This window comes from Nocardioides korecus (assembly GCF_054778395.1).
This window is the reverse complement of record NZ_BAAGZO010000004.1, coordinates 417,050-441,969: the sequence shown is the minus strand read 5'-3', so window position 1 is coordinate 441,969 and position 24,920 is coordinate 417,050. Positions and strand designations below refer to the sequence as shown.

Annotated in this window: 18 protein-coding genes; 14 read left to right on the top strand and 4 right to left on the bottom strand. The window is 74.0% G+C overall.

The features are described from left to right. The first annotated feature begins 67 nt into the window (after positions 1-67). On the top strand, positions 68-2,494 hold the full coding sequence (locus tag ACYVDA_RS10610; protein WP_460818091.1) for a glycosyltransferase: 2,427 nt from the start codon (positions 68-70) through the stop codon (positions 2,492-2,494). A 73-nt stretch (positions 2,495-2,567) separates the two neighbouring features. Here the strand turns inward: ACYVDA_RS10610 and ACYVDA_RS10605 are convergent, their stop codons facing one another. Continuing rightward, positions 2,568-4,202, bottom strand: coding sequence for an endonuclease/exonuclease/phosphatase family protein (locus tag ACYVDA_RS10605; protein ID WP_460818087.1), 1,635 nt, complete (start codon positions 4,200-4,202; stop codon positions 2,568-2,570). Positions 4,203-4,490: 288 nt separating this feature from the next. Here ACYVDA_RS10605 and ACYVDA_RS10600 point away from each other — a divergent pair, with 288 nt between their 5' ends. Together ACYVDA_RS10600 and ACYVDA_RS10595 are read left to right on the top strand one after the other, a co-directional pair. Further along, the gene (locus ACYVDA_RS10600; protein ID WP_460818085.1) at positions 4,491-5,165 is read left to right on the top strand and encodes a methyltransferase domain-containing protein; all 675 of its coding nucleotides are present in this window, start codon (positions 4,491-4,493) and stop codon (positions 5,163-5,165) included. Between the two features lie 45 nt (positions 5,166-5,210). Further along, on the top strand, positions 5,211-8,063 hold the full coding sequence (locus ACYVDA_RS10595) for a CDP-glycerol glycerophosphotransferase family protein (RefSeq protein ID WP_460818081.1): 2,853 nt from the start codon (positions 5,211-5,213) through the stop codon (positions 8,061-8,063). Between the two features lie 19 nt (positions 8,064-8,082). On the opposite strand, the gene ACYVDA_RS10590 is transcribed toward ACYVDA_RS10595, so the two are convergent. Continuing rightward, positions 8,083-10,554 carry a CDP-glycerol glycerophosphotransferase family protein gene (locus tag ACYVDA_RS10590; protein WP_460818078.1) on the bottom strand — a complete coding sequence of 824 codons (2,472 nt, stop codon included), beginning with the start codon at positions 10,552-10,554 and terminating at the stop codon, positions 8,083-8,085. A 369-nt stretch (positions 10,555-10,923) separates the two neighbouring features. Here ACYVDA_RS10590 and ACYVDA_RS10585 point away from each other — a divergent pair, with 369 nt between their 5' ends. The 10 genes from ACYVDA_RS10585 (at position 10,924) to ACYVDA_RS10540 (ending at position 21,936) form a co-directional block, all read left to right on the top strand. After that, positions 10,924-11,862, top strand: a complete 939-nt coding sequence (locus ACYVDA_RS10585; RefSeq protein ID WP_460818075.1) for a Rossmann-like and DUF2520 domain-containing protein — start codon at positions 10,924-10,926, stop codon at positions 11,860-11,862. Continuing rightward, positions 11,859-12,710, top strand: coding sequence for a pantoate--beta-alanine ligase (gene panC / locus ACYVDA_RS10580; protein WP_460818072.1), 852 nt, complete (start codon positions 11,859-11,861; stop codon positions 12,708-12,710). Before ACYVDA_RS10585 ends, panC begins: the two co-directional genes overlap by 4 nt. 4 nt (positions 12,711-12,714) lie before the next feature. After that, positions 12,715-13,500, top strand: coding sequence for a type III pantothenate kinase (locus ACYVDA_RS10575; RefSeq protein ID WP_460818069.1), 786 nt, complete (start codon positions 12,715-12,717; stop codon positions 13,498-13,500). A 98-nt stretch (positions 13,501-13,598) separates the two neighbouring features. Next, positions 13,599-15,068 carry a lysine--tRNA ligase gene (gene lysS / locus ACYVDA_RS10570; RefSeq protein WP_460818172.1) on the top strand — a complete coding sequence of 490 codons (1,470 nt, stop codon included), beginning with the start codon at positions 13,599-13,601 and terminating at the stop codon, positions 15,066-15,068. Between the two features lie 88 nt (positions 15,069-15,156). Then, positions 15,157-15,504 (top strand): histone-like nucleoid-structuring protein Lsr2, encoded by a 348-nt coding sequence (locus tag ACYVDA_RS10565; protein WP_460818066.1) that lies wholly within the window; start codon positions 15,157-15,159, stop codon positions 15,502-15,504. Positions 15,505-15,582: 78 nt separating this feature from the next. Next, positions 15,583-16,224 carry a flavin reductase family protein gene (locus ACYVDA_RS10560; protein ID WP_460818064.1) on the top strand — a complete coding sequence of 214 codons (642 nt, stop codon included), beginning with the start codon at positions 15,583-15,585 and terminating at the stop codon, positions 16,222-16,224. A gap of 95 nt (positions 16,225-16,319) precedes the next feature. Continuing rightward, the gene (locus ACYVDA_RS10555; protein WP_460818061.1) at positions 16,320-17,015 is read left to right on the top strand and encodes a YqjF family protein; all 696 of its coding nucleotides are present in this window, start codon (positions 16,320-16,322) and stop codon (positions 17,013-17,015) included. Between the two features lie 154 nt (positions 17,016-17,169). After that, entirely contained in the window at positions 17,170-18,570 is a 1,401-nt protein-coding gene (locus tag ACYVDA_RS10550) for a sensor histidine kinase (protein ID WP_460818059.1), read from the top strand. Continuing rightward, the gene (locus ACYVDA_RS10545; RefSeq protein WP_460818057.1) at positions 18,567-19,214 is read left to right on the top strand and encodes a response regulator; all 648 of its coding nucleotides are present in this window, start codon (positions 18,567-18,569) and stop codon (positions 19,212-19,214) included. The genes ACYVDA_RS10550 and ACYVDA_RS10545 overlap by 4 nt, the downstream gene beginning before the upstream one ends. Before the next feature lie 166 nt (positions 19,215-19,380). After that, the gene (locus ACYVDA_RS10540; protein ID WP_460818054.1) at positions 19,381-21,936 is read left to right on the top strand and encodes an ATP-dependent Clp protease ATP-binding subunit; all 2,556 of its coding nucleotides are present in this window, start codon (positions 19,381-19,383) and stop codon (positions 21,934-21,936) included. Between the two features lie 71 nt (positions 21,937-22,007). Here the strand turns inward: ACYVDA_RS10540 and ACYVDA_RS10535 are convergent, their stop codons facing one another. Further along, complete coding sequence (locus ACYVDA_RS10535) at positions 22,008-22,868, bottom strand: HhH-GPD family protein (RefSeq protein WP_460818052.1); 861 nt, start codon at positions 22,866-22,868, stop codon at positions 22,008-22,010. Between the two features lie 107 nt (positions 22,869-22,975). Between ACYVDA_RS10535 and ACYVDA_RS10530 the strand changes: the two genes are divergently transcribed. Next, positions 22,976-23,767, top strand: coding sequence for a hypothetical protein (locus tag ACYVDA_RS10530; protein WP_460818047.1), 792 nt, complete (start codon positions 22,976-22,978; stop codon positions 23,765-23,767). A 56-nt stretch (positions 23,768-23,823) separates the two neighbouring features. Here the strand turns inward: ACYVDA_RS10530 and disA are convergent, their stop codons facing one another. Then, positions 23,824-24,909, bottom strand: a complete 1,086-nt coding sequence (gene disA, locus ACYVDA_RS10525) for a DNA integrity scanning diadenylate cyclase DisA (protein ID WP_460818043.1) — start codon at positions 24,907-24,909, stop codon at positions 23,824-23,826. Positions 24,910-24,920 lie beyond the last annotated feature (11 nt).

Here is a 24,920-nt window from a genome sequence, read left to right as displayed (position 1 = left end):
GACGCGCACCGGGCCCGTGGCCCGGTGCGCGTCGTGCGTGTCGGGGGGTGCGGCATGATGCCGAGGTATGACCCCAGACCCGCGCGACCGCTTCCGCCGGGTCGTCGACCTGCTCCCCACCGACGCGCTCACCGACCTGGGGCAGGGCGTACGCCGCCGTTCCCGTGAGTCGCTGCGCCGGGCCCGGACCCGCCACCCCGCGGTCAGCGTCGTGGTGCTCCTGCACGGGGAGCTGGCCGTCGCCGCGCGCACCCTGGACTCGGCGCTGGACCAGGACGCCCCGGGCACCGAGGTCGTCGTGGTCGCGATGCAGGACCACCTCGGGCACCTGGCCGAGGCCGCGGAGGCCGCCGACCAGCGCGTCCGGGTGGCCCCCATGCTCGGCGAGGACTGGGCGGCCGCCCGTCGCTTCGGGGCCGTTGCCGCGCGCGGACGCTGGCTGCTCCACCTCAGCAGCGGGCAGCTGCTCCTGCCGGGAGCCGTGGCCGCTCTCCTCGCCGCGGTCGGCGACGCGGCCCACGACGACCGCTCGGGCCACGTGGGCCACGCGGCCGGGGGTGCCGTGGCGCTCGGGGGACTGGTCGACGACCCGCCGCCCACCGAGGGGGGCTGGGCCCGCACCCCGCTGCTGGGCCGCCTGCTCGTCCCGCGGGACTCGTGGGCCCGGCTGGTCGACGACGCCGAGCCCGATGGCCAGACGGCGGCCGTGGCCCTGATGGTCCATGGGCACCGCGACGTCACCGCCACGACCCTGCGCGAGCACCGCCACCCCCACGGCCACGAACCCGTCGACCAGCCGGTCACCTCCTACGAGGAGCTGGTCTCGGCCCGGGTCGCCCAGGACCGCTCGGCCCTGGCGCTGCTCGAGAGCGTCGACCTCGACGACGCCCGACGCCAACGGGCCTGCGGGGCGCTGGCGCGCGACCTGCCCCCGCTGCTGCGCCGCGCCGACGAGGCGACCGCGGACACGTGGGGACTGCTCTCCCGGCACGCCGCCGAGCTCGTCGAGGCCGCCGGCGACCTGCTGGCGGAGGTCCCCGTCGAGGACCGGGTCGCGGCGTGGCTGGCCGGGCAGGACCGTGGCGAGGAGCTCGCCTCGTTCCTGACCCAGGTCGACGACCTGGCCGGCCGGCTCCCGACCCGGGTCGAGGACGGGCAGGTGCACGCGGTGCTGGCCGACCTCGACGGGCTCGACGGGCTCGACCTGCCCGTCGGCATGACCCGGCTGGGCGGCCAGGAGACCCCGCTGCGCGTCGAGCTGGTGCGGGCCCGGGTCCACGACGACGCCGTGCAGGTCGAGCTCTGGGCCGCCCTGCTCGGCGTGCCCGACGACGAGCCCGGGGCCGCGCCCGCCCCCGAGGCCCAGACCTGGTGGGAGGGCCCGCCGGCCGCGGGCACCCTCGAGGTGCCCGTCGACCTGTCTGCGGACCCGGCTGTCACGCGCTGGGCGGGGGAGACCCACCAGCGCCACGACCGCGGGGTGCTCCGCTGCGAGGTCGGTCTGGAGCACCTGGCCGTCGGCGACTGGCGGGTGCGGGTGGAGCTCGCCCACCAGGGCGTGCGCCGGTCGGCCCTCCTCGCCGCCCTGGACCCGCACGGCTCCGCCGCCCGCCCCGTCGTGGCCGACGGACGCCGCTTCGCCTTCGAGCAGGACACCGACGGCGTCCTGGTCCTGCGGGTCACGGCGGCCCCGACCGACGTCTCGCGCCACCCGGCGGGCCTGCTGGTCGGCGGCGTCGACCTCGAGCCCGGTCGGGTGGTCCTCGAGGTGGACCCGCCGGCCGGCGCCGAGGTGCTGCTCGAGGGCGTCGAGGGCCGGGCCGTGGGGCACCGCGTGGTCGGCGTACGCCGGGGGGAGGGGACCTGGGACCTCGACCTGGTCACCACGGCCGAGGGAGAGCCGCACCCCACTCCGGCGCCGAGCGGCACCTACCGGCTCGTCGTGCGCAGCGACGGCACCGAGCTGATGGTCTCGCTGGGCGACGCCGTGGTCGACGACCTGCCGCGCTCGGAGCTGGACGCCCTGCGGCGGACCAGCCTGTGGGGCGGCCCCCGCGGCGGGCTGCTGGTGCACCTCGACCCCGACCTGGGCGACGACGAGGCCGGCGCCTGGGCCCAGCACCGGCTCCGGTCGAGGCTGCGCGCGGACGAGGGCGACGGAGACCCGCACGTGGTCTACCTCCAGCGCGGTGCGGGCGAGGCCCCGTCCGGAGGGGTGGGGGCGGTGCTCGCGGAGCTGGTCGGACGCGCGCCCGACGGTCTGCGACTCGTCTGGGGGGTGGCCGACGCCTCCGTCGCGACCCCGGCGGGGTGCGAGTCGGCGCTCGTCCACAGCTGGGAGTGGTACGACGTGCTGGCCCGCGCGGGCCACGTCGTCCTGGACCACGCCGCGCCCGCGTGGCTCCCGGATCGCGACGCCCAGCTGGTGCACGTGGTGGGGGACGACGGCGACGCGACCGCCGTGGTCGAGCGCGTCCTGGTCGATCCCGCCTGAGCGGCTCCGGAGACGGCTGACCCGCCCGACCCCATGGGGTCGGACGGGTCAGGTCGTCGGGGAGGGACCCTGCTCAGGCCGCCGGGATCGTGATGGTCGCCCGCAGCATGTTGTGGTCCGAGGGCATGATGCCCTGGAAGGTGTAGTTCTGCTGGTCGACGACCTGCTCCCAGCGCTTGACCACCAGGTTGTTGCTGGCGAAGAGGTAGTCGACCATCTGCCCGATCCAGTCGGTGTTGGTGTAGTGGTTGAGGGCGCGGTGCCAGGAGTTCACCGAGTTGATGTTGCCGTTGACCACCGACTGCGCCCGGCCGGTGCTGATCAGGTACTTCCCGCAGGACTGCTGGCCCAGGGTGTCCCCGAAGCCCGCGGGCTTCATCAGGGGCAGCATCGCGCTGGCGGTGGGGTTGGCCGGGGTCGGGCACTGGGAGACCCCGCCGCGGGGCGAGTTGAAGTCGCCGCCGAAGACGACCGGCAGACCCTGCGACAGGCCGGGCACCTTGGCGAGCAGCTCGCCCCACTGCGCGCGGCGGATCGGCTCGCTGGCGGTCTCCAGGTGCGCGCTGGCGAAGAAGAACTTGGCCCCGGTGGAGCGGATCTGGAAGATCGCCCACGGCATCGACCGGATCGGGTCGACGACCGTCTCCTGGTCGGCCCAGGTCAGCACCCCGCTGGTCACGAGGGCCACGTCGGTGTCGTTGTAGGCGATGTGGGTGGCCTGCGAGCTGCCCGGGACCCCCAGGTATCGCTCGCTCCCCGACTTGAGCGCGTTCAGGGAGGCCAGGAGGTCCTGGAACTGGGTCAGGGTGCCGTTGGTCCGCGACTGGGAGGCCTCCTGGAGGGCGACGACGTCGGCGGACGGGCTGGTCTCGTTGCTGGGCGACTGGCCCAGGATCTGGCTCGCGACCACGGCCTTGCGCACCGACCACGGGTCGTGCGGTGAGTCCTTCGCGTCGGCGTTGACCGTGCTGATGTTGAAGGAGGCCGCGTGCAGGTCGAAGCTGCCGCGGGTGGGCACCTGCACCGGTGCGGGCGTGGGCGTGGGCGTCGGTGCGGGGACCGGCTTCGTGGTGGCGACGGTGACCGGGGCGGAGGTGCGGGCACCGAGGTCGGCGCCGGCGCTGCGGGCGACGGCCACGGTGAAGTGGTAGCCGACGCCCGACCGCAGACCGGTCACCGCTGCGGCCGCGCTGGGGAACCAGCCGGTCGCGGCGTTGGACATGTCGGAGGCGGTCGACCAGCGCAGCCGGTAGCCGGGGGCTCCGCTGACGGCGCCCCACGCGAGCTTGACCGAGGTGGTGTCACGGGCGGTCGAGCGCAGCGAGGACGGGGTGGCGTAGAGCGGCACCGCCGAGGGGTACGGCGTGCCGACGTACGCACCGAGCGCGCGGCCCGTCGGCCGGGCGACGGCGCTGGTGAAGTAGTAGGTCCGGCCCGGGGCGAGGCCGGTGACGGTCCCGGTGCTCGCGGCGAACCAGGCGGCGCGGGAGGCGGCCATGGTCCGCGAGGTCGAGTAGCGCACCCGGTAGCCCGGGGCGCCGGCCACGTCGGCCCAGTCCAGCTTCACGCTGCCGACGCCCGGGGCGACGACCTGGAGGTTGGCGGTCCGGCGGTACGCCGCCTGGGCGGGAGCGGCCAGGGTGACCAGGGGGACGGCCAGGCCGAGGACGGCGCAGGCCGCGACCTTGGTTCGACGGGAGAGAGGCACCGGGACTCCTGGGGGGCGACGCTGGGACGGGGTGAGATCACCATATGTCGCATTTAGCCGGAATGGGGGACTTTTCTTGACGGATCCGGCGGGCCTGGCCCCGATACTCCCGGGGCCGTGCTAGCCGTTCGACGTCACCCCCCACCCGGGGCGGCGCGGACACCCTCTCGCGAGACGGCACGCGCGCGGGTCCGTTCCGCCAGATGACAGGAACGGCGGGTTAGTGTCGGTGGCCCATCGGACAGCACCTCGAAGGACGTCACCGTGCACCAGAATGCGTTGAACCTCATGGGTCGAGCCGTCTCGCGGCAGATGAGGAAGGACCGCCACTACGACGTCCTGGACTTCGGTTCCTTCATCAACAAGGGCCAGAAGCTGAACCACCACGAGCTGTTCGAGGGCTACGACATCACCTACACCGGGATCGACATCCAGGGCGGGGCGAACGTCGACATCGTGATGACCGAGCCCTACCGGATCCCGCTGCCCACGGCGTCGCAGGACATCGTGATCTCGGGCCAGGTCTTCGAGCACATCCCGTTCCCGCAGGCCTCCATCCTGGAGATCGCCCGGGTGCTGCGGCCCGGCGGCCGGTTCATGATGACGGTGCCCTCGCGCGGTCACCACCACTCGACGTACGACTGCTTCCGCTACTACCCCGACGGCATGCGGGCGCTCGCGGCCTGGGCGCAGATGGAGCTGCTGGGCGTCTCGACCGACTGGCCCGAGACCGGCCCCGACGGGCAGCGCTTCGTCTACTCCTCGATCACCGAGGACCACTACTGGGGCGACACCCTCGCGGTCATGCGCAAGCCCCACTGGCGCCGGTCGATCGGTCGCCGGATCACGCGCTACGTCGTCCTGCGCCACGCCAACAACATCGGAGACCTCTCGCGGGTTCCCCGGCCCAAGGGCACGCGCCTGCACGGTCGGCGCGCGAAGGCCGCCGCCCCGGACGCCTGAGCCCACGTCGGTGACACCGCACCGACGCCCGTCCGGCCGCTGCCGGTGAGCGCCCTGTCCCGCTGGCGCCGGTCCCTGGCCGAGCGCCTCCCACGCCCCGGCAACCCCCTGGGCGACCTGACCGTCGTGCTGAGGTCGACCGGCGACCCGGCCCAGGACGACGTACGCCGACGCCGCACCGCCGCCGGCGTCGGTAGGTGCGTCCTCAGCCCGGCCGCGACGATCGAGGTGCCCGACGGCGTCGAGGGCCCGGTCGTCTTCGTCGAGCCCGAGGACGAGCTCCAGCTCGACGCGCTGGCCGGTCTCGTGCGCCAGCTGCGGGCCGCCGGCGCCGAGGCCGGCCGGGGCGCCGTGGCGCACCGGGCCGCCGGCGTGGTGCTGCGCCGCACCCCTCCCGGCGCGGCCGGCGGCCCCGGTGGGAGCGTCGACCCACGCCAGCACCCCGGGGTGCTGGCGCTGGTGGACCTCCGCGGCCTGGTCGTGAGCGGGTCGGCCTGGCGGGCGGCCGCGACGGCCCCCGTGCCCTGGGACGGACCCGCCCTGGCCGGGACCCGGGCGCTGCTGGGCGCCGGGACCGTCGTGGTCTCGACCGAGGTCGTGGTGGTCACCGAGGAGTCCGGCGACGTCGACCTCCCGGTGGAGGAGCGGCGGCGGCACCGACCCGACCGGTGCGCGGCCGCCTGCCGCGGGGTCGAGGCGGCCTCGGCCGGACTGCCCGCGGAGCTGCGGACGCCGCACGCCGCGGCGCTGGTCGGCGGTGTCCTCGGCGACGTCGTCACCGACGCCCTCGCCGGCCGGGCCACGGCCCTGCCCGAGGTCGCGCGCCTGGCCGGGGTGCTGGTCGGCCACCTGGGCGAGCCCGGCGCCAGGGCGGACCTCACGGTCGAGAGCCGCCTGCGCGCCCGGGTCGCCGCCGACGGCACCCTGGCCGACGTCCGGGCTGCGGCGTCCTTCCTGCTGCAGCACCCGCGGGGCCTGCCGCACCACGACGGGGTCGTCGTCGGGGCCGGGGGCTGGCTCGACGCGGTCCCCGAGGAGTGGCGCCGGCTCGAGCGCGCCGACCGCCGGCTCCAGGTGCGGCTGCTGGAGCCGCGCGAGGACGACGGGACCTGGCGCCTGCGCGGCAACGCCCTGGTCACCGCCGTCCCCGAGGCGCCCGACCGGCTGCCCCGCGTCGAGGTCGACGGCGTCGCCCTCACCGTGACGCCCCGTCCCGACCCGTCCGCGGACGTGTGGGCCGCGCGGGAGCACGAGGACCACGCCGACTGCGGCTTCGAGGCCACGGTGGCCGCCGGTCGGCTGGGCGACGTCCCCCCGGGCGGGCGTCGCGTGACCGTCTCGCTGCACGGCCTCAGCCGAACCCTCGGGCTGCCCGCGCCGACGCCCGCGGCCGACGTCGTCCTGACCGGAGCCGACCTGGCGCCCGAGGAGCTCCGCCTGGTGGGCCGGGGTCCCGTGCGCGATGCGCCGCTCGAGGTGCGCCTGGTGGGGCCCGTGGTCGAGACCGGCTGGGCGCCGGTGGCCCCGGGCGACGACGGGTCCTTCTCGGTCACCGTGGGCCTGACCACGCCGCTGTTCTCCCACGACGTGCTCCTGCCCGCCGGGAGGTACGCCGTGGAGGCGCGGGCGCGCGGGACGCTCGACACCCTCGCGGTGGCCTGGGCCGCCGACCTGGCCGAGCCCGGGACCGAGTGGGTCGGCGAGCGCCTGGCCCTGCACCCGGCGCCGGGCGCGCTGGTGGTCGGGCCGCCGGTGGCGCTGCGCGACGACTCGGCGCGCAGCCGGCGCCTGCGGATGAACGTGTGGACGCCGCGGTCGGTCGAGGCGCTGCGGCGCACGGTGGTCCTGGAGTCCTTCGCCGGACGCTCGGTGGCCGACAACCCCCTGGCGGTGGGGCGCGAGCTGGCCCGGCGCGACCTCGACGCCGACCTGGTCTGGCTCGTCGACGACCCCTCGGTGCGGGTGCCGGAGGGGACGCGCGCGGTGCCGCGGCGTACTCCGGAGATGTTCAAGGTGCTGGCCGGTGCCGCGGCGTACGTCAGCAACGCCTCGGCGCCGGACTGGTGGCGCAAGCGCCCCGGGATGGTCCACGTGCAGACCTGGCACGGCGTGCCGCTCAAGCGCATCGGCGAGGACCGCGGCCCCGGCGACCTCGCCACCTGGCGCCACCGCGAGGTGGTCGCCTCCCAGGCCGCGGGCTGGGACCTGCTGGTCTCACCGAGCCCCTGGTGCTCCCCGGTCTTCCGCTCCGCCTTCCGGTTCGGCGGGACGCTGCTGGAGGCGGGCCAGCCACGCAACGACGTGCTGCTCGGGCCCCACCGCGACGCCGTCGGCGCCCGGGTGCGGGCCGAGCTCGGGCTGACGTCGGAGGAGAGGGTGGTGCTCTACGCGCCGACGTGGCGCGACAACGCCGGCCACCGGGTGGCCAAGCCGGTCCACCTCGACGTGGCGGCGTTCCTGGAGGGGTCCCCGGGGACGACCCTGCTGGTGCGCGGCCACTACAACGCCAGCCGCCAGCGCGACCTGCGCCACGAGGGCCGGGTCGTGGACGTCACCCGCTACCCCGACGCGGCCGACCTGCTGTGCGCGGCCGACGCCCTGGTCACCGACTACTCCTCGGTGATGTTCGACTTCTGCCTGACCGGGCGGCCGATCGTCCTGCTGGTCCCCGACCTCGAGACCTACCGCGACGTCCACCCCGGGACGTACTTCGACATCGCGGAGCGGGCGCCCGGTCCGGTGGTGCGCGACACCCCGGGCGTCCTGGCCGCCCTCGCCCGCCCCGGCGACGCCGACGCGCAGGCCCGGGCCGACTTCCGCGCGGCCTTCTGCCCGCTCGACGACGGGGGCGCCTCGGCCCGCGTCGTCGACCGGCTGGTCGACCTGCTGGGCTGGTGAGTCGCCCGCCCGGGGCGGATCAGGCCTCGGGCTCCTCCGCGGGGGCGGCGTCGCGCGAGGTGATCGCGGCCTCGAACTGCCGCACGCACGCCACGTTGTAGTGCTCGACGTCCAGGGTGCTCGCGGGCACGTCGCCGGCCAGGAACGCCTCCAGGCCCTCGGCCAGCGCGCCGACGTCACGGCGGACGACCAGCCCGGCGCCGGCCGGCATGGAGTCGTGCACGGTGTCGAAGTCCGTCGTGAGCACGGGCATGCCGAGCACGCGGGCCTCGAGGATGACCATCGGCTGACCCTCGTAGTTGCTCGAGAGCACGAAGCAGTCGGAGCGCCGCATGAACGGGAACGGGTTGTCGACCTGGCCGGCGAGGTGCACGACGTCGTGGAGACCCAGCCGGTCGACCAGCTCGCGCAGCTCGTCCTCGAGCCCGCCCCCGCCGAGCACCAGCAGCCGGACCTGCGGCTGCCGGGCGTGCACCCGGGCGAAGGCCTCGATCATCCGGGCCTGGTTCTTCTCCGGGGAGAGGCGGCCGACCGAGACGAACACGGTGGTGGCGTCGGAGAAGAAGTCCTCGGGCGGCATCTCGCCCCGGCCCACGGCGACGTCCGGGTCCTGGTCGGCCAGCTCGAGGATGCGCTCGCCGTCGATGGTGTTCATCGCGTGGGTGAACTTCTCGGGCGCGGCGTAGTCGGCGAGGTGCTGCTTGTTGAGCTCGTCGAGGCTCGGGGAGACCGAGACCAGCCGGTCCATGTGGCGGTAGGTGGTGAAGACCGAGCCCAGGCGGCTCTCGAGGTGGCGCACGCCCGCGGTCTCGCGCTGGTGGTCCGAGCGCATGTCGTTGTGCAGCCAGATGCTGGTGATCGGGTCGTTCGGGGCGCCGGTGAACAGGAACGGAGAGAAGCAGCCGTAGCCGCTGAAGTCGACCAGGTAGTCGAAGGTGGCGTCGCCGAACATCCGCTTGTACTCGCGCCGCCAGAAGGTCAGGTGCTCCTCCGACAGGGTGGTGCTCATCCCCTCGTTGAGCAGCCGGAACCGCTCGCGCTCGACCTCGTGCTTGGTGCCGACGTACGTCGCCGCGCGGGGCAGCACCCGCACGCGGGGGTCGACCAGCTGGGCGTTGCGGCTGCGGATGCGCCCGCGGCTGAACCACCAGTAGGCGGTCACGTCGAACCGGTCGTGGTCCAGGTGGCGCAGCAGGTTGTGCGCCGATGACATGATCCCGTTGGACTTCATGCCGCCCAGGTAGATGAGCAGCTTCTCCTTCTGGGTGCCGAAGTCGCGGTGCACGCGGTACGCCGACTCCTCGGCCCCCTCGAAGACCAGCGCCACGACGCGCTCGCACACCCGGCCGTCGTCGTGGGGGGCGAACCGCTCGGCGGCCTCGCGGCTGCGCTCCGAGGTGCCGGTCCGGGCGAGCGCGTCGCGCACCTCGGTCACGAGCTGGTCGAGGTCGCCGCAGACCGGCCCGGGCAGCTCCTCGGGGGTGAGGTAGAGCCCGCGCCGCTCGGCGTACGTCGCGAGGTCGTGGCTGTGGAACACCACGGGCCGCTCGGTGGCCAGGAAGTCGAAGAAGATGCTCGAGTAGTCGGTGATCAGCACGTCGGTGACGCCGAGCAGGAGGTTGGTCGGGATGCTGTTGTCGACCAGGGGGAAGTCGGGGGCGAGGCCGCCCCGGGCCATCTCGTGGACCGACTGGTGGGTCTTGAGCAGCACCTGGACGCCCGCGCCGAGCTGCTCGCGCAGCGTGTCGACGGTGGTGCGCAGCAGGTTCAGGTCGTTGACGGCCTCGGCGAAGGCCCGGCCGCGCCACGTGGGGGCCAGGAGCACCACCGGGCGCTCGTCGAGCGCCAGGCCCTTGCTCGCCAGCGACCGGCGCGCCTCGGCCCGGTCGGCGTCGGCGGCGTGCTGGACGTCGAGGCGGGGCTGGCCCTCCTCGATCACGGCACCCTCGAAGACCCCCTGGAGGCGGTAGGCCTTCCGGTACATCACGTCGGTCATGTAGGGGTTCGCCGAGAGCAGGTAGTCGGCGTGCAGGAAGTTGCGGGTGACGTTGCGCGACTCGACGCCGCCCCGCCGCATGTCCATGCCCATGTGCTTGAGCGGGACGCCGTGCCAGGTGTTGAGGTAGGTCTGGCCCTCGCGCTTGACGAAGCGCTGGGGCCACGTGGAGTTGTTGACCAGGTAGCCGGCGGTGGCCAGGGCGTGCTCGTGTCCGCGCGAGCCGTGGGCCACGAACCGCACGCGCGGGTGGGCCGCGAACTCGCGCTGCACGACCTTGTGGCGCGACAGCGTGTCCAGGGACCAGACGTGGGTCAGGTGCTGCATGTCGGCGCGGGCCAGCAGGTGGCGGAACAGCGCCTCGGGGTTGTCGAGCACGCCGTTGCCGTGGAAGGCCTCGTAGAAGACGGTGCCGGGCTCCACGGGCAGGTCCAGCGCCGCGCGGTACCACTCCATGCTCTGCTGCTCGCGCTTGCGCTCCCGGCGCCGGCGCACCTTCTCGACCCGGGCCCGGACACGGGTCCTGACCGCCGCCCTCTGCCGCAGGGTCCTGGGGGGGGCCGGCAAGGCGGGCCTGTTCACTTGGTGTTCACGTCCTCTGGTCAGGGTCGAGCGCTCGGCAGTAGGCACAAGATAGTGCCCCGGTCGCGCCGGCGCGGTCTCTCGCGCGCCCCGGGAGCGCCCCGGGAGTGCCTTCGGACCTGCCCGGACGTGTCTCGGTCGGGTGCGGGGCGCGGCGTGACGTGTGACGGGGCCCACTGCTCGTTCGCGTTCCGCGGCCGCGCGGGTCGGCGTACGCTCGCTGAGCCAGTCACCAAGTAGTCCGGTACCCGTCAGGGACTGGAACGAAGGGCGATGAGTTCGATGGCTCGAATCGGAGTTGTCGGTGCCGGCCGTGTCGGTGCCGTCCTGTCCGCCGCGCTGCGCGCCGCGGGGCACGAGATCGTGTCGGCGGCGGGTGAGTCGCAGGCCTCCCGCGACCGCGCCGCCGACCTGCTCCCGGGCGTCCCGCTCGCCAAGCCGACCGACGTCGCGCGCAGCTGCGACCTGCTGCTGCTGACCGTCCCCGACGACATGCTCGAGAACGTCGTCACGACGTTCGTCGGTGCCGGCGCGATCCGGGAGGGTCAGGTCGTGTGCCACACCTCGGGCCGTCACGGGCTCGCCGTCCTGGCGGCCGCGGCCCGCGTCGGCGCGCGCCCGGTCGCGATGCACCCCGCGATGACCTTCACCGGCACCGCGATCGACCTCGACCGGCTCTCGGGCTGCGTCTTCGGCGTGACCGCGGGCCCGGCCGAGACGGCGTACGCCGAGGGCCTGGTCGCCGACCTCCACGGTGTGCCGCTGTGGGTCCCCGAGGACAAGCGCACGCTCTACCACGCCGGCCTCGCCCACGGCGCGAACCACCTGGTCACCCTGGTCAGCCAGGCCATGGACCTGCTGGTCGCCTCGGGGTCCCAGGACCCGGCCGCGACCCTGCGACCGCTGCTCTCGGCCGCCCTGGACAACGCGCTCGCCCAGGGCGACGCCGCCCTGACCGGCCCCATCGTGCGCGGGGACGTCCGCACCGTCCAGGCGCACCTCGCCGAGATCGCCGAGCACGCCCCGACGATCCTGCCCACCTACGTCGCGATGGCCGAGGCCACCGCCGACCGGGCCGTCCTCGGGGGTCGGCTGCTCCCGATCCGGGCCACCTCCCTGCGGCGGGTGCTGACGGCCGCGGTGGACCGTGCCCGCACGGTAGCGCCCTCGTCCCTGCCCTCGCCGCGTCCCGGGCGGTCGGCCCGCGGCGGACGCCGGTGAGCGAGCGGCCCCTGGTCGTCCCCACCCGTGCGGACCTGCGCCGGGCGCTGGCCGAGCGGCCCGGCCCCGTCGGGCTGGTCCCCACCATGGGGGCCCTGCACGCCGGGCACGCCTCGCTGGTCACCACGGCGCGCGAGCGGATCGGCCCCGAGGCCCCGCTCGTGGTCTCGATCTTCGTCAACCCGATGCAGTTCGCCCCCGGGGAGGACCTCGACCGCTACCCGCGCACGCTGGAGGCCGACCTCGAGGTCTGCGAGACCCACGGCGTCGACGTGGTCCTGGTGCCCTCGGTCGAGGAGGTCTACCCCGGCGGCGACCCGCAGGTGACCGTCGAGCCGGGTCCGCTGGGGACGGTGCTCGAGGGCGCCAGCCGCCCGACCCACTTCCGCGGGGTGCTCACGGTCGTGGCCAAGCTGTTCGGGCTGGTGCGGCCCGACGTGGCGGTGTTCGGCCAGAAGGACTACCAGCAGCTCGCGCTGGTGCGCCGGATGGTCGAGGACCTGTGCCTGGGGATCGACGTGGTCGGCGCCGAGACCGTCCGGGAGGACGACGGCCTCGCGCTGTCGAGCCGCAACCGCTTCCTCGACCCCGAGCAGCGTCGGCGGGCCGTGGCGCTGCACCGCGCGCTGGTGGCCGCGCAGCAGGCGGCGCCCGCGGGCGCGGAGGCCGCGCTGGCCGCGGCCCGCGACGAGCTGCGCCGGGCCGACGGCGTGGACCTGGACTACCTCGAGCTGACCGGTGCCGACCTCGGGCCCGTCCCCACCGCCGGCGAGGCGCGGCTCCTGGTCGCCGCCCGGGTCGGCAGCACCCGCCTGATCGACAACACGGCCCTGACCCTGGGGGCGTAGCGCCGTGGCCCTGCTGTGCGTCGACATCGGCAACTCCCACACGGTGCTGGGCCTGCTCGAGGACGGCGAGGTGCTCGACCACTGGCGCGTGGCCACCGACGAGCGGCGCACGCCGGACGAGTGGGGGGTGCTGGTCGGCGGCCTGCTGCGCGAGAGCGTCGCCCTCGGCAGCGGCGACGACGTGAAGGGGGTCTCCCTGTGCGCGACCGTGCCGACGGTCCTGCACGCCTGGCGCGACATGCTCGTGCGCCGGTTCGGGACCGTGCCGCACGTCGTCGTGGAGCCGGGGGTGCGCACGGGCGTGCCGGTGCTGATGGACGACCCGCGCGAGGTCGGGGCCGACCGCGTGGTCAACGCGCTGGCCGCGGCGAGCTTCTACGACGGCCCCTGCATCGTGGTGGACTTCGGCACCGCGACGACCTTCGACGTCGTCAGCCCGCGGGGGGAGTACGTCGGCGGCGCGATCGCCCCGGGCATCGACATCTCGCTGGAGGCGCTCGGACGTCGCGGCGCCCAGCTGCGCCAGGTCGAGCTGCTGCGCCCGCGGCGGGTGATCGCCAAGAACACCGTCGAGGCGCTGCGCTCGGGGGTGGTCTTCGGGTTCGCCAGTCAGGTCGACGGGATCGTCGCCCGGATGGTCGAGGAGCTGGACGTGCCGGTGGAGGACGTCCACGTCGTCGCCACCGGCGGCCTGGCGCCGATCGTGGTGGCCGAGTGCCGCAGCCTGACCGACCACCAGCCCTGGCTGACGCTGCGCGGCCTCGAGCTGGTCTTCGCCCGCAACACCTGAGGCCCGCACCCGTGGCGACGGCCGGGCCCGCGCGCCTCTAACCTTGCCCGGTGAGCGACGCGCCCTCCCCCGAGCCGACCGACGACCTGCCCGAGCAGATGCAGGTGCGCCTGGACAAGCGCCGGCGGCTGCTCGACGCCGGGGTCGAGCCCTACCCCGTGACCGTCGAGCGCGACCGCACCATCCGGTCCATCCGATCGGCGTACGACGCCCGCCTCGAGGCCGGTGAGCTCGAGCCCGACACCCGCACCGGCGACCTGGTCGCCATCACCGGCCGGGTGATCTTTCAGCGCAACACCGGCAAGCTCTGCTTCGCCCGCCTGCGCGAGGGCGACGGCGCCGAGATCCAGGTGATGCTCAGCCTGGCAGAGGTGGGGGAGGAGCCGCTGGCGGAGTTCAAGGCCTCCGTCGACATCGGCGACCTGCTCGCGGTCCAGGGCGAGGTCGTCACCAGCCGCCGCGGCGAGCTCAGCGTCGCGGCGACCGCCTGGCAGCTGGCGGCCAAGACGCTGCGCCCGCTGCCCAACGAGCACCGGCCGCTGTCGGACGAGGCCCGCATCCGGTTGCGCTACGTCGACATGATGATCCGGCCCGAGGCCCGCGACATGGTCCGCACCAAGGCCACCGTGCTGCGCAGCCTGCGCGAGACCCTGCACGCGCGGGAGTACGTCGAGGTCGAGACCCCGATCCTCCAGCTCACCAACGGCGGTGCCGCGGCCCGGCCGTTCCGCACCCACCTCAACGCCCTCGACCAGGACATGCTGCTGCGGATCGCGCTGGAGCTGGACCTCAAGCGCGCCATGATCGGCGGCGTCGACCGCGTCTTCGAGATCGGCCGCACCTTCCGCAACGAGGGGCTCGACTCCACCCACGCGGCGGAGTTCTCGATGCTGGAGGCCTACGAGGCCTACGGCGACCAGTTCACCATGATGGAGCTCACCCGCGACCTGGTCCTCGACGCCGCCCGTGCCGTCGGTCGCACGGTGGTCCCCGGACGCGGCGGCCGCGAGATCGACCTCGAGGCGCCCTGGCGGCAGGCCTCGATCCTCGACCTGGTCTCCGAGGCCCTGGGCGAGGACGTCACCGTCGACACCGACGCCGAGACCCTGCGCCGCCACGCCGCCGCCCGCGAGGTGGAGCTGCAGCCCGCGTGGGGCGCGGAGGAGATCGTCGTCGAGCTCTACGAGCAGCTCTGCGAGGACGACCTGATCGACCCGACCTTCGTGATGGACTACCCGGCGGCCGTCAAGCCGCTGGCCAAGGCCCACCGCTCGGCGCCGGGGCTCAACGAGGCGTGGGACCTGATCATCAACGGCGTCGAGCTGGCGCCGGCGTACTCCGAGCTCAACGACCCGGTCGTGCAGCGCGAGCGCCTCACCGCCCAGTCGCTGCTCGCCGCGGCCGGCGACCCCGAGGCGATGGAGCTCGACGAGGTTTTCCTCAAGGCCATGGAATACGGCATGCCGCCCGCCGGTGGAATGGGAATGGGTGTCGACCGGTTGGTGATGCTGCTCACCGGTGCGGGAATTCGAGAGACGATTCTCTTCCCATTGCTGCGACGCGAGTGAATTTCTTTCTCATCCACATAGTGGTCTGTTAACGTCGCCCGTGCGCCTACCCCCGAGGTGCATTCATTGGAAAAGGACGGCAAAAGCAATGGCACAGAAAGTCAACATCGTTCTCATCGACGACATCGACCAGACCGATGCTGAGGAGACGGTGACCTTCGGGCTCGACGGCAAGGAGTACGCCATCGACCTCAACGACGCCAACGCGGCGGCCCTGCGCGACGCCCTGGCGCCGTACGTCGCCCACGCCCGCCCCGTGGCCGGTGGCCGCGGTCGTCGCTCCGGCGGGTCCTCCGCCCCCCGCTCCAGCGCGAGCACCACGAACGGCCCCGCCGCGGCCGAGGTCCGCGCCTGGGCCCGTGACAACGGCTTCGAGGTCCCCGAGCGGGGCCGCGTCTCCGCCGAGGTCCGCGAGGCGTACGCCGCCGCGCACTGACGCCCCCACGACTGCGCACCACCTCGGGACCCCCGTCCTGGCCCGCACGGGCTGGGCGGGGGTCCTAGGCTTCTGGCCATGCCCGACACGCCTTCCCCCGGCCCTGGTCCCGCCGCATTCGAGCGGACCGTCTTCGACCCCACCGACGACGACGTCAACGCCTACAAGCTGTTGAACTCCCTGGTCGTCCCGCGGCCCATCGCGTGGGTCTCCACGGTGGATTCCCAGGGGCGCGGAAACCTCGCCCCGCACTCGTTCTTCACCGTCGCCAGCGGAAAGCCGCCGGTGATCTTGTTCAGCTCCCTGGGGCACAAGGACACGGTCACCAACATCGAGCAGACCGGCGAGTTCGTGGTCAGCGTGACCTCCGAGGACCTCTTCCAGCAGGTCAACGACTCCAGCGCTCCCTTCGAGCACGGCGACGACGAGGCGCGGCTGCTCGGCATCGCCACGGAGCCCTCGGCCACCGTCGCCCCCGAGCGGGTCGCCGCCTCGCCCGCGTCGATCGAGTGCCGCCTCGAGCGGATCGTCGAGGTCGGCCACGCCTTCGTCGTCTTCGGCCTGGTCACCGCGATCTCGGTGCGCAGCGACGCCCTCGACGGCGACCACCCGATGATCGAGCACCTGCGACCCGTCTCCCGGCTCGGGCGCGACGAGTGGGGTCGGCCCCCGGAGGTCTTCCACGTCACCCGGCCCGAGAAACCCGAGGACGTGCTCTGAGCGCGAGCACGCCGCCCGCGCAGCCGGGCGACGACCGCGACGGTGCTGCCGGGCCCGTCCGGGACCGGGCGCCCCGCTTCCAGGGGCCGGTGGTCATGGACCAGGTCTGGGCCGACCTGCTGTTCCTGCACTGGCGCGTCGCACCGGAGCTGGTCGAGCCCTGGATGCCCCCCGGCGCCCGTCCGGACGTCTTCGACGGCTCCAGCTGGATCGGCCTGATCGGCTTCGAGATGCGCGACGCCGGCTTCGGGCTGGGGCACCCGATCCCGTTCTTCGGGACGTTCGGGGAGATCAACGTGCGGCTCTACTCCACCGACGACGAGGGTCGGCGGGGCGTGGTGTTCCGCTCGCTGGAGACCGAGCGGCTGGCGCTGGTCGCCGCCGCCGACCCGGTCGGCGTGCGCTACCGGTGGTCGAGGATCGCGATCGACCGGGCGCAGGGGCGACTCGGCTACACCTCGACGCGGCTGGCCCCGCCCTCGCGTGGGGCCGGCACCCGGTTCGTCGTACGCCGGGGGGAGGAGGAGGTGCGCGACCCGCTCTCGGTCTTCCTCACCGCCCGCTTCGGGATGCACCACCGGCTCGGCCGCCGGCCGCTGTGGATCCCCAACACCCACGAGCCCTGGCCGCTGCGCTCCGCCCAGCTGATCGCGTGCGAGGACGGCCTGCTCGCCGCTGCCGGGTTCCCCGGGATCGCCGACGGCCCGCCCGAGTCGGTGCTGTGGTCGCCCGGCGTGCGCACCCAGTTCGGGCCGCCCCGGCTCCACCCGGCCCCACCGGCCCCCGCCTGATCCTGCCTGACCCCACCCGGCCCGACCGGCCCCGGCTGACTCCACCCGACCCGGCCCGTCCCCGCCTCGTGGACCGCTCGTCCCCCGCACGGGGGAGGTGGGTCCGCTCGCGCGGGGGTGGTGGAGCGGTGCCCGTCGCCAGCAGGATCGTCCCGTGGACACACGACAGGCCCTCGAGCCGACGGACGAGCAGCCCCCCGCCTCCTGGCGCGCCGCGTCGGCGGCCGCCGCGGCCGTGACCCTGGTGGTCGTGCTCGGGTCCCGCGGGATGCTGGGGGCCGCGGCGCAGGTCGCGGACGAGCTGGGGCTGGCCTCGATCCTCCAGTCACCCCTCGTGCGGCTGGCGCCCCTGGTGGGCCTGGCGGTCGCCCTCGGCGCGGCCGGGGTGGTCCTGCTCGCCCTGCGGGTGCCGTGGCTCGCGCTCGTGGTGGCCGGAGCCGCCCTGGTGCCCGTGGTGCTGCTCGGTGACCCGTCGCCGACCGCGGTGCTGGTGCTGCTCGCCGGGGTGTCGATCGCCGGCTCCTGGCGCCGGCCCGTGGCGGGCGTGCTGGCCACCGGCGTCGCGCTGCTCTCCCTGGTGGTCGGGCTGGTCCGGCAGATGGTGCTGACCGGTCCCGTGGGGCCGTTCGAGACCGCGGTCCTGGCCGGTCGCGGTGCGGTCGCCGTGGGGTGGGCGGTCGTCCTGTGCGGGCTGCTCTGGCTCACCCTGGCCGCGCGTCGGCAGATCGGTCTGGCGCAGCGCCGCGAGCACGCGATGGCGGGTCTGGTCGACCGGGCCTCCGCGGTCGAGCAGCAGTCCGAGGTCACCGCCGAGCGGGCCCGCCTCGCCCGGGACCTCCACGACGTGGTGGCGCACCACGTCTCGCTGATCGCGGTGCGCGCCGAGACCGCGCCGTACACCCACCCGGGGCTGGGCGCCGAGGCCCGCTCGGTGCTGGCCGAGATCGCGGCCGACGCCCGCCGGGCGCTCGACGAGCTGCGCGGGGTCCTCGGCATCCTGGGCCGCAGCGTCGACGGGGCCCGGCTCCCGCAGCCGTCCTGGGGCGACATCGCGGGGCTGGTGGAGCGCTCGTCGTCCTCCGGGCAGCCGGTGGACCTCGTCGGTGACGTGCGGTCCGAGGTGGGTCCGACCGTGGGGTACGTCGCCTACCGGGTGGTCCAGGAGGGCCTGACCAACGCCCGCAAGCACGCGCCGGGGGTGCCCGTGACCGTCCGGCTCGAGCGCACGGCGCACCTCGCCGTGGTCTCGGTCGCGTCGGCCGGACCTCCCGCCGCCGGGCCCGCCGCGGCCCCCGCGTCGTCGGCGACGCCCGAGGAGACCGCACCTCTCGTCGGCCTGCCCGCCCGCCCCGCCTCGGCGGTGCCGCCGACGGCCGTCCTGCCGCAGGAGGGGCGGGCCCCGGGCTCGGCCGCGGGCACCAGGGACGTCGGCCACGGCCTGGTCGGGATGCGGGAGCGGGTGGAGGCGCTGGGCGGCCGCCTGGTGGCCGGGCCGCGCGACGGCGGCTTCGTGGTCGAGGCCACGCTGCCCCTGGCCGACGGGGACCGCCGGTGACCCGGGTCGTCGTCGCCGACGACCAGCCGGTCATCTGCGCGGGCTTCGCCGCCCTGCTCGACGCCCAGCCGGGGATCGAGGTGGTGGGGACGGCCCCGGACGGGCAGGCCCTGGTCGACCTGGCCCGGCGCACGGCCCCGGACCTGGCGCTGGTCGACGTGCGGATGCCGCGGCTGGACGGGATCGAGGCCACCCGCGTCCTGACCGCCGAGCTGCCCACCCGGGTGCTGGTGCTGACCACCTTCGACCTCGACTCCTACGTCTACGAGGCCATCCGTGCCGGCGCCAGCGGGTTCCTGCTCAAGGACGTCACGGCCGAGCGGCTGGTGGAGGGCGTGCGGCTGGTGGCCGAGGGGGCGATGCTCCTCGGCCCGGCGGTGACCCGGCGGCTGGTGGACGACTTCGCGGCGCGGGGGACCGCGAGGTCGCCGGCCGACCTGGCCCCGCTGAGCCCGCGCGAGCGCGACGTGCTGATGGGCCTGGCCCGCGGCCGCTCGAACGCCGAGATCGCCGCCGAGCTGGTGGTGGCGACCGAGACGGTGAAGTCCCACGTCGCGGAGGTGCTGCGCAAGCTCGGCCTGCGCGACCGGATCCAGGCGGTGGTCTGGGCCTACGAGCACGGGCTGGTGCAGCCCGGGGGCTGAGACCGGTCGGTGAGGCGTCACCGGCGGGCCGCGGGTCACGAACGGGCTGCTGTTCGCTGTCAGCGATCACCTCGGTTGCACCGGAACACGTAGGCTGCCAGGAGGGTTTGATAGGCCGTGCGGGTCGCACTGGTCGACCCTGCGAGAGTTCCCCGAGGAGTAGCCCATGTTCGAGCGGTTCACCGACCGAGCCCGACGAGTCGTCGTGCTGGCCCAAGAAGAGGCCCGCATGCTCTCGCACAACTACATCGGCACCGAGCACATCCTGCTCGGCCTGATCCACGAGGGCGACGGGATCGCCGCCAAGGCCCTGGAGAGCCTCGGCGTCTCCCTGGAGGCCGTGCGCGCCCAGGTCGAGGAGATCATCGGCCAGGGCCAGCAGGCCCCGAGCGGCCACATCCCCTTCACCCCCCGTGCCAAGAAGGTCCTGGAGCTGAGCCTGCGCGAGGCGCTGCAGCTGGGCCACAACTACATCGGCACCGAGCACATCCTGCTCGGCCTGATCCGCGAGGGCGAGGGCGTCGCCGCCCAGGTCCTGCACAAGCTGGGCGCCGACCTCAACCGCGTGCGCCAGCAGGTCATCCAGCTGCTGTCGGGCTACCAGGGCAAGGAGCAGCAGACCGCCGGCACCGCGCCGGAGGCCGCGCCGTCGTCCTCGCTCGTGCTCGACCAGTTCGGCCGCAACCTGACCCAGGCGGCCAAGGAGGGTAAGCTCGACCCGGTCATCGGACGTGCGCAGGAGATCGAGCGCGTCATGCAGATCCTGTCGCGGCGCACGAAGAACAACCCCGTGCTGATCGGCGAGCCCGGCGTCGGCAAGACCACGATCGTCGAGGGCCTGGCCCAGGACATCGTCAAGGGCGACGTCCCCGAGACGCTCAAGGACAAGCAGATCTACACCCTCGACCTGGGTGCGCTGGTCGCCGGCTCCCGCTACCGCGGTGACTTCGAGGAGCGGCTGAAGAAGGTCCTCAAGGAGATCCGCACCCGCGGCGACATCGTGCTGTTCATCGACGAGATCCACACCCTCGTCGGGGCCGGCGCGGCCGAGGGCGCGATCGACGCCGCCAGCATCCTCAAGCCGATGCTGGCCCGCGGTGAGCTCCAGACCATCGGTGCCACCACGCTCGACGAGTACCGCAAGCACCTGGAGAAGGACGCCGCCCTCGAGCGCCGCTTCCAGCCGATCCAGGTCAACGAGCCCTCGATCGCCAACACCATCGAGATGCTCAAGGGTCTGCGCGACCGCTACGAGGCCCACCACCGCGTCACGATCACCGACGAGGCGCTGGTCTCGGCGGCGACCCTGGCCGACCGCTACATCTCCGACCGCTTCCTGCCCGACAAGGCGATCGACCTCATCGACGAGGCCGGTTCCCGGTTGCGGATCCGCCGGATGACCGCGCCGCCGGACCTGCGCGAGTTCGACGACAAGATCGGCGAGGTGCGCAAGCGCAAGGAGGGGGCGATCGACGGGCAGGACTTCGAGGCCGCCGCCCGCCTGCGTGACGAGGAGAAGCAGCTCATCCTGGCCAAGGGCGAGCGCGAGAAGCAGTGGCGCGCCGGCGACATGGACGTCGTCGCGGAGGTCGACGAGGAGCTCATCGCCGAGGTCCTCGCCGTCGCCACCGGCATCCCGATCGTCAAGCTGTCGGAGGAGGAGTCCACGCGACTGCTCAAGATGGAGGACGAGCTGCACAAGCGCGTCATCGGCCAGGACGAGGCCGTCAAGGCGCTCAGCCGGGCGATCCGACGCACGCGTGCCGGCCTCAAGGACCCCAAGCGCCCCGGTGGGTCGTTCATCTTCGCCGGGCCCTCGGGCGTCGGGAAGACCTGGCTGTCCAAGACGCTCGCCGAGTTCCTCTTCGGCGACGAGGACTCCCTGATCCAGCTCGACATGTCGGAGTTCAGCGAGAAGCACACCGTCTCGCGGCTCTTCGGCTCGCCCCCCGGCTACGTCGGCTACGAAGAGGGCGGCCAGCTGACCGAGAAGGTGCGGCGCAAGCCGTTCTCGGTCGTGCTGTTCGACGAGGTCGAGAAGGCCCACCCCGACATCTTCAACAGCCTGCTGCAGATCCTGGAGGAGGGTCGCCTGACCGACTCCCAGGGTCGGGTCGTGGACTTCAAGAACACCGTGATCATCATGACCACGAACCTCGGCACCCGCGACATCTCCAAGGGCGTCAGCCTGGGCTTCAACCAGTCGGGCGACGAGGGCACCTACGACCGGATGAAGAACAAGGTCTCCGAGGAGCTCAAGCAGCACTTCCGGCCCGAGTTCCTCAACCGCGTGGACGAGATCATCGTGTTCCCGCCGCTGACCAAGGACCAGATCATCGCGATGGTCGACAACATGGTCGCCTCGGTGGAGCTGCGGATGAAGGACCGCGACATGTCGCTGGAGCTCACCCAGCCCGCCAAGGACCTGCTCGCCACCCGCGGGTTCGACCCGGTCCTCGGTGCCCGTCCGCTGCGCCGCACGATCCAGCGCGAGATCGAGGACGTGCTGGCCGAGAAGATGCTGTTCGGCGAGGTCGGCCCCGGCCAGATCGTGCTGGTCGGCGTCGAGGGCGAGGGCAAGGAGGCGACATTCACCTTCGAGGGCAGCTCCAAGGGCTCCCCGCTCCCGGACTCCCCGCCGCTCGAGCACGTCGGCGGCCCGGTGCCCGGTGAGGGTCCCGACGACAGCGACGGTCCCGTCGACGTCCCCAAGGTCGACTGACCCACCTGCTCGACACGAACGGCCCACCCGGGAGACCGGGTGGGCCGTTCGGCGTACGCAGGGGAGTGGTGTCAGCCGGGGAGGGCGAACCGGCCGTCGACCTCCACGACCAGGCCGTCGACCAGGAGGCTGGCCAGGGCGCGCTCGCGCTGGACCGGCTCCTCCCAGGCCTGCTCGAGCCGCTCGCGGGCCACGCTTCCCTCGTGGTCGCGCAGGACCGCGAGCAGCCGGCCGCGCACCATCCGGTCCGTGCCGGCCCAGGCCTGGCCGCGCCGCGGCGGTCCGTCGTACGCCGGTCGGCCGGCCTGGACCCAGGCGCACGACGTCGCGATCGGGCAGGCCGAGCAGACCGGGTCCTGGGCCCGGCAGACCAGCGCGCCCAGCTCCATCACCGCGACCGCCCAGGTGGCCGGATCCTCCTCGGGCACGAGGTCCTCGGCCAGCACGCGCTCGGCCCTGGTCACCGACGCGCCGGGGAACTCCACCCCCGCGACCGCGCGCGCGAACACCCGGCGCACGTTGGTGTCCAGCACGACGTGGCGCCGGCCGAAGGCGAAGGAGGCGATCGCGCTGGCGGTGTAGTCGCCCACCCCGGGCAGCGCGAGCAGCTCGGCGTGGTCCGAGGGCACCTCGCCCCCGTGGCGGTCGACGATCGCGGTCGCGGCGGCGTGCAGGCGCAGGGCCCGCCGGGGGTAGCCCAGCCGGCCCCAGGCGCGCACGGCCTCGCCGCTCGGGGCGTCGGCGAGCGCGCCGGGCGTCGGCCAGGTCTCCAGCCAGGCGGCGTGGACCGGCAGGACCCGGGCGACCGGCGTCTGCTGCAGCATGAACTCCGAGACCATCACCGACCACGGCGTGGCCTCGGGGCGCCGCCAGGGCAGGTCGCGGGCGTGCTCGGCGTACCACCTCAGGACGGGGGAGTGCAGCTGGCTCATCTCGCCCCCATCCAACCCCACCGCACCCCATCCCACCCCAGCGGTCACGACCCCGGGCCTCGGCGTGGGAACGTCGATCGACCCGGCGCCCGCCGTAGCGTGACCTCATGGGCGCGCCGACGACTCCTCGAGGCCGACTGCCGCAGCGGGTCTACTGGGTCCGTCGTGGGCTGGTGGTCCTCGTGGCCCTGCTCCTGGTGCTCGGGATCGGCAAGCTGCTCGGCGGCGGCGGCGCGGACACCTCCGCCACGGCGACGGACGCGGCGGCCAAGGCCGCGGCGAAGCCCTCGTCCTCGTCCCCGGTGGGTCCCACCGCGGTGGCCACGCCCGGTACGCCGACCGGCACCGCCACGGCGACGGCCACGGCCACCGGCTCGGCGGTGCCCCTCGTGGCCCCCAGCGGTCCGTGCACCGACGACGAGGTCACGGTCACCCCGTCCATCCCCCAGGCGTGGGCGGGCGTGCGGAGCACGATCGACCTGCAGCTGCAGGGGACCCAGCCCGCCTGCACCTTCAAGGTGTCCTCCTCGACCGTGGTCGTCAAGATCACCTCGGGCAGCGACCGGATCTGGTCCAGCCAGGACTGCCCCCAGGCCGTCCCGACCAAGGAGGTGGTGGTCCGCAGCGGCGTGGCGACCACCGTCCCGGTCCGGTGGAGCGGTCGCCGCTCGGACTCCGACTGCTCGAGCTCGCCCGACTGGGCGCTCCCGGGCTTCTACCACGTGGTCGCGGCGGCCTTCGGGTCCACGCCGACCGACCGGCAGTTCCAGGTCACCCGCGCCCCGGCGCGCCGGGTCACCCAGACGCCCACCCCGACCCCGAAGGCCAGCCCCTCGGCCCGCGCCGGACGGGGTTCCTCGGCACCCTCCCCGAGCGCCACCGCCAGCAAGCACGGCTGACCGCCCGCCGACCCGAGGGTCGGTGTTGCGTCCGCGCAGTTGGTGGACGGGCTGCGTCAGACGTAGCGCTCGAGGATGCTGGACTCCGCCAGCCGGGACAGCCCCTCGCGGACGCTGCGGGCCCGCAGCTCGCCGACGCCGTCGACCATCTGGAGGTCCTCCACGCTGGCCGAGAGCAGCTTCTGGAGCGTCTCGAAGTGCTCGACCAGGCGGTCGACCACCGTCGAGGGCAGGCGGGGGACCTTGGCCAGCAGGCGGTGACCGCGCGGGGTGACCGCGCCGTCCAGCAGCTCGCCCTGGCCCAGCCCGAGCGCCCGGGCCACGGACCCGATGTCGACCAGCTCGGTCGGCAGCAGCCCCTCGAGGTCGGCCAGGATCTCCTCGGCCGGGTGGTCGCGGCGTCCGCCGGCCTGGTAGTCGCGGACCACCAGCGCCCGCTCGGCGTCGACCCCGGTGACCAGCTCCTCGAGCTGGAGCGAGAGCAGCCGGCCGTCGGTGCCGAGCTCGTTGACGTAGTCGTCGATCTCGCGGGCGATCCGGCTGACCATCTCCAGGCGCTGGGCGACGACGGCGACGTCGCGCACGGTCACCAGGTCCTCGATCTCCAGCGCGGAGAGCGTGCTGGAGACCTCGTCGAGCCGCACCTTGTAGCGCTCGAGCGTGGCCAGGGCCTGGTTGGCGCGCGCCAGGATCGAGCCGGAGTCCTCGAGGACGTAGCGGATCGAGCCGACGTAGATCGCGATGATCTGCATCGACTGCGACACCGAGATGACCGGTGCCCCGGTCTGCTTGGCCACCCGGTCGGCGGTGCGGTGCCGGGTGCCGGTCTCCTCCGAGGGGATGGTGTGGTCGGGCATCAGGTGCACGTTGGCCCGGTGGATGCGCGAGATGTCGCGGTCCAGGACGATGCCGCCGTCCATCTTGGCCAGCTCGCGCAGGGCGGTGGCGGAGAAGGGCACGTCGAGCAGGAACCCGCCGGTGACGATGCCCTCGACCTCCTTGTCGTGGCCGAGCACGATCAGGGCGCCGGTGCGGCCGCGCAGGATCCGCTCGAGACCGTCGCGCAGGCTCGTGCCGGGGGCGATCCGCGCCAGGGTCGTGCGCAGGCGGGTCGCGTCTTCGGCACGCTCAGGGGAAGCCACGCGCGGAGTCT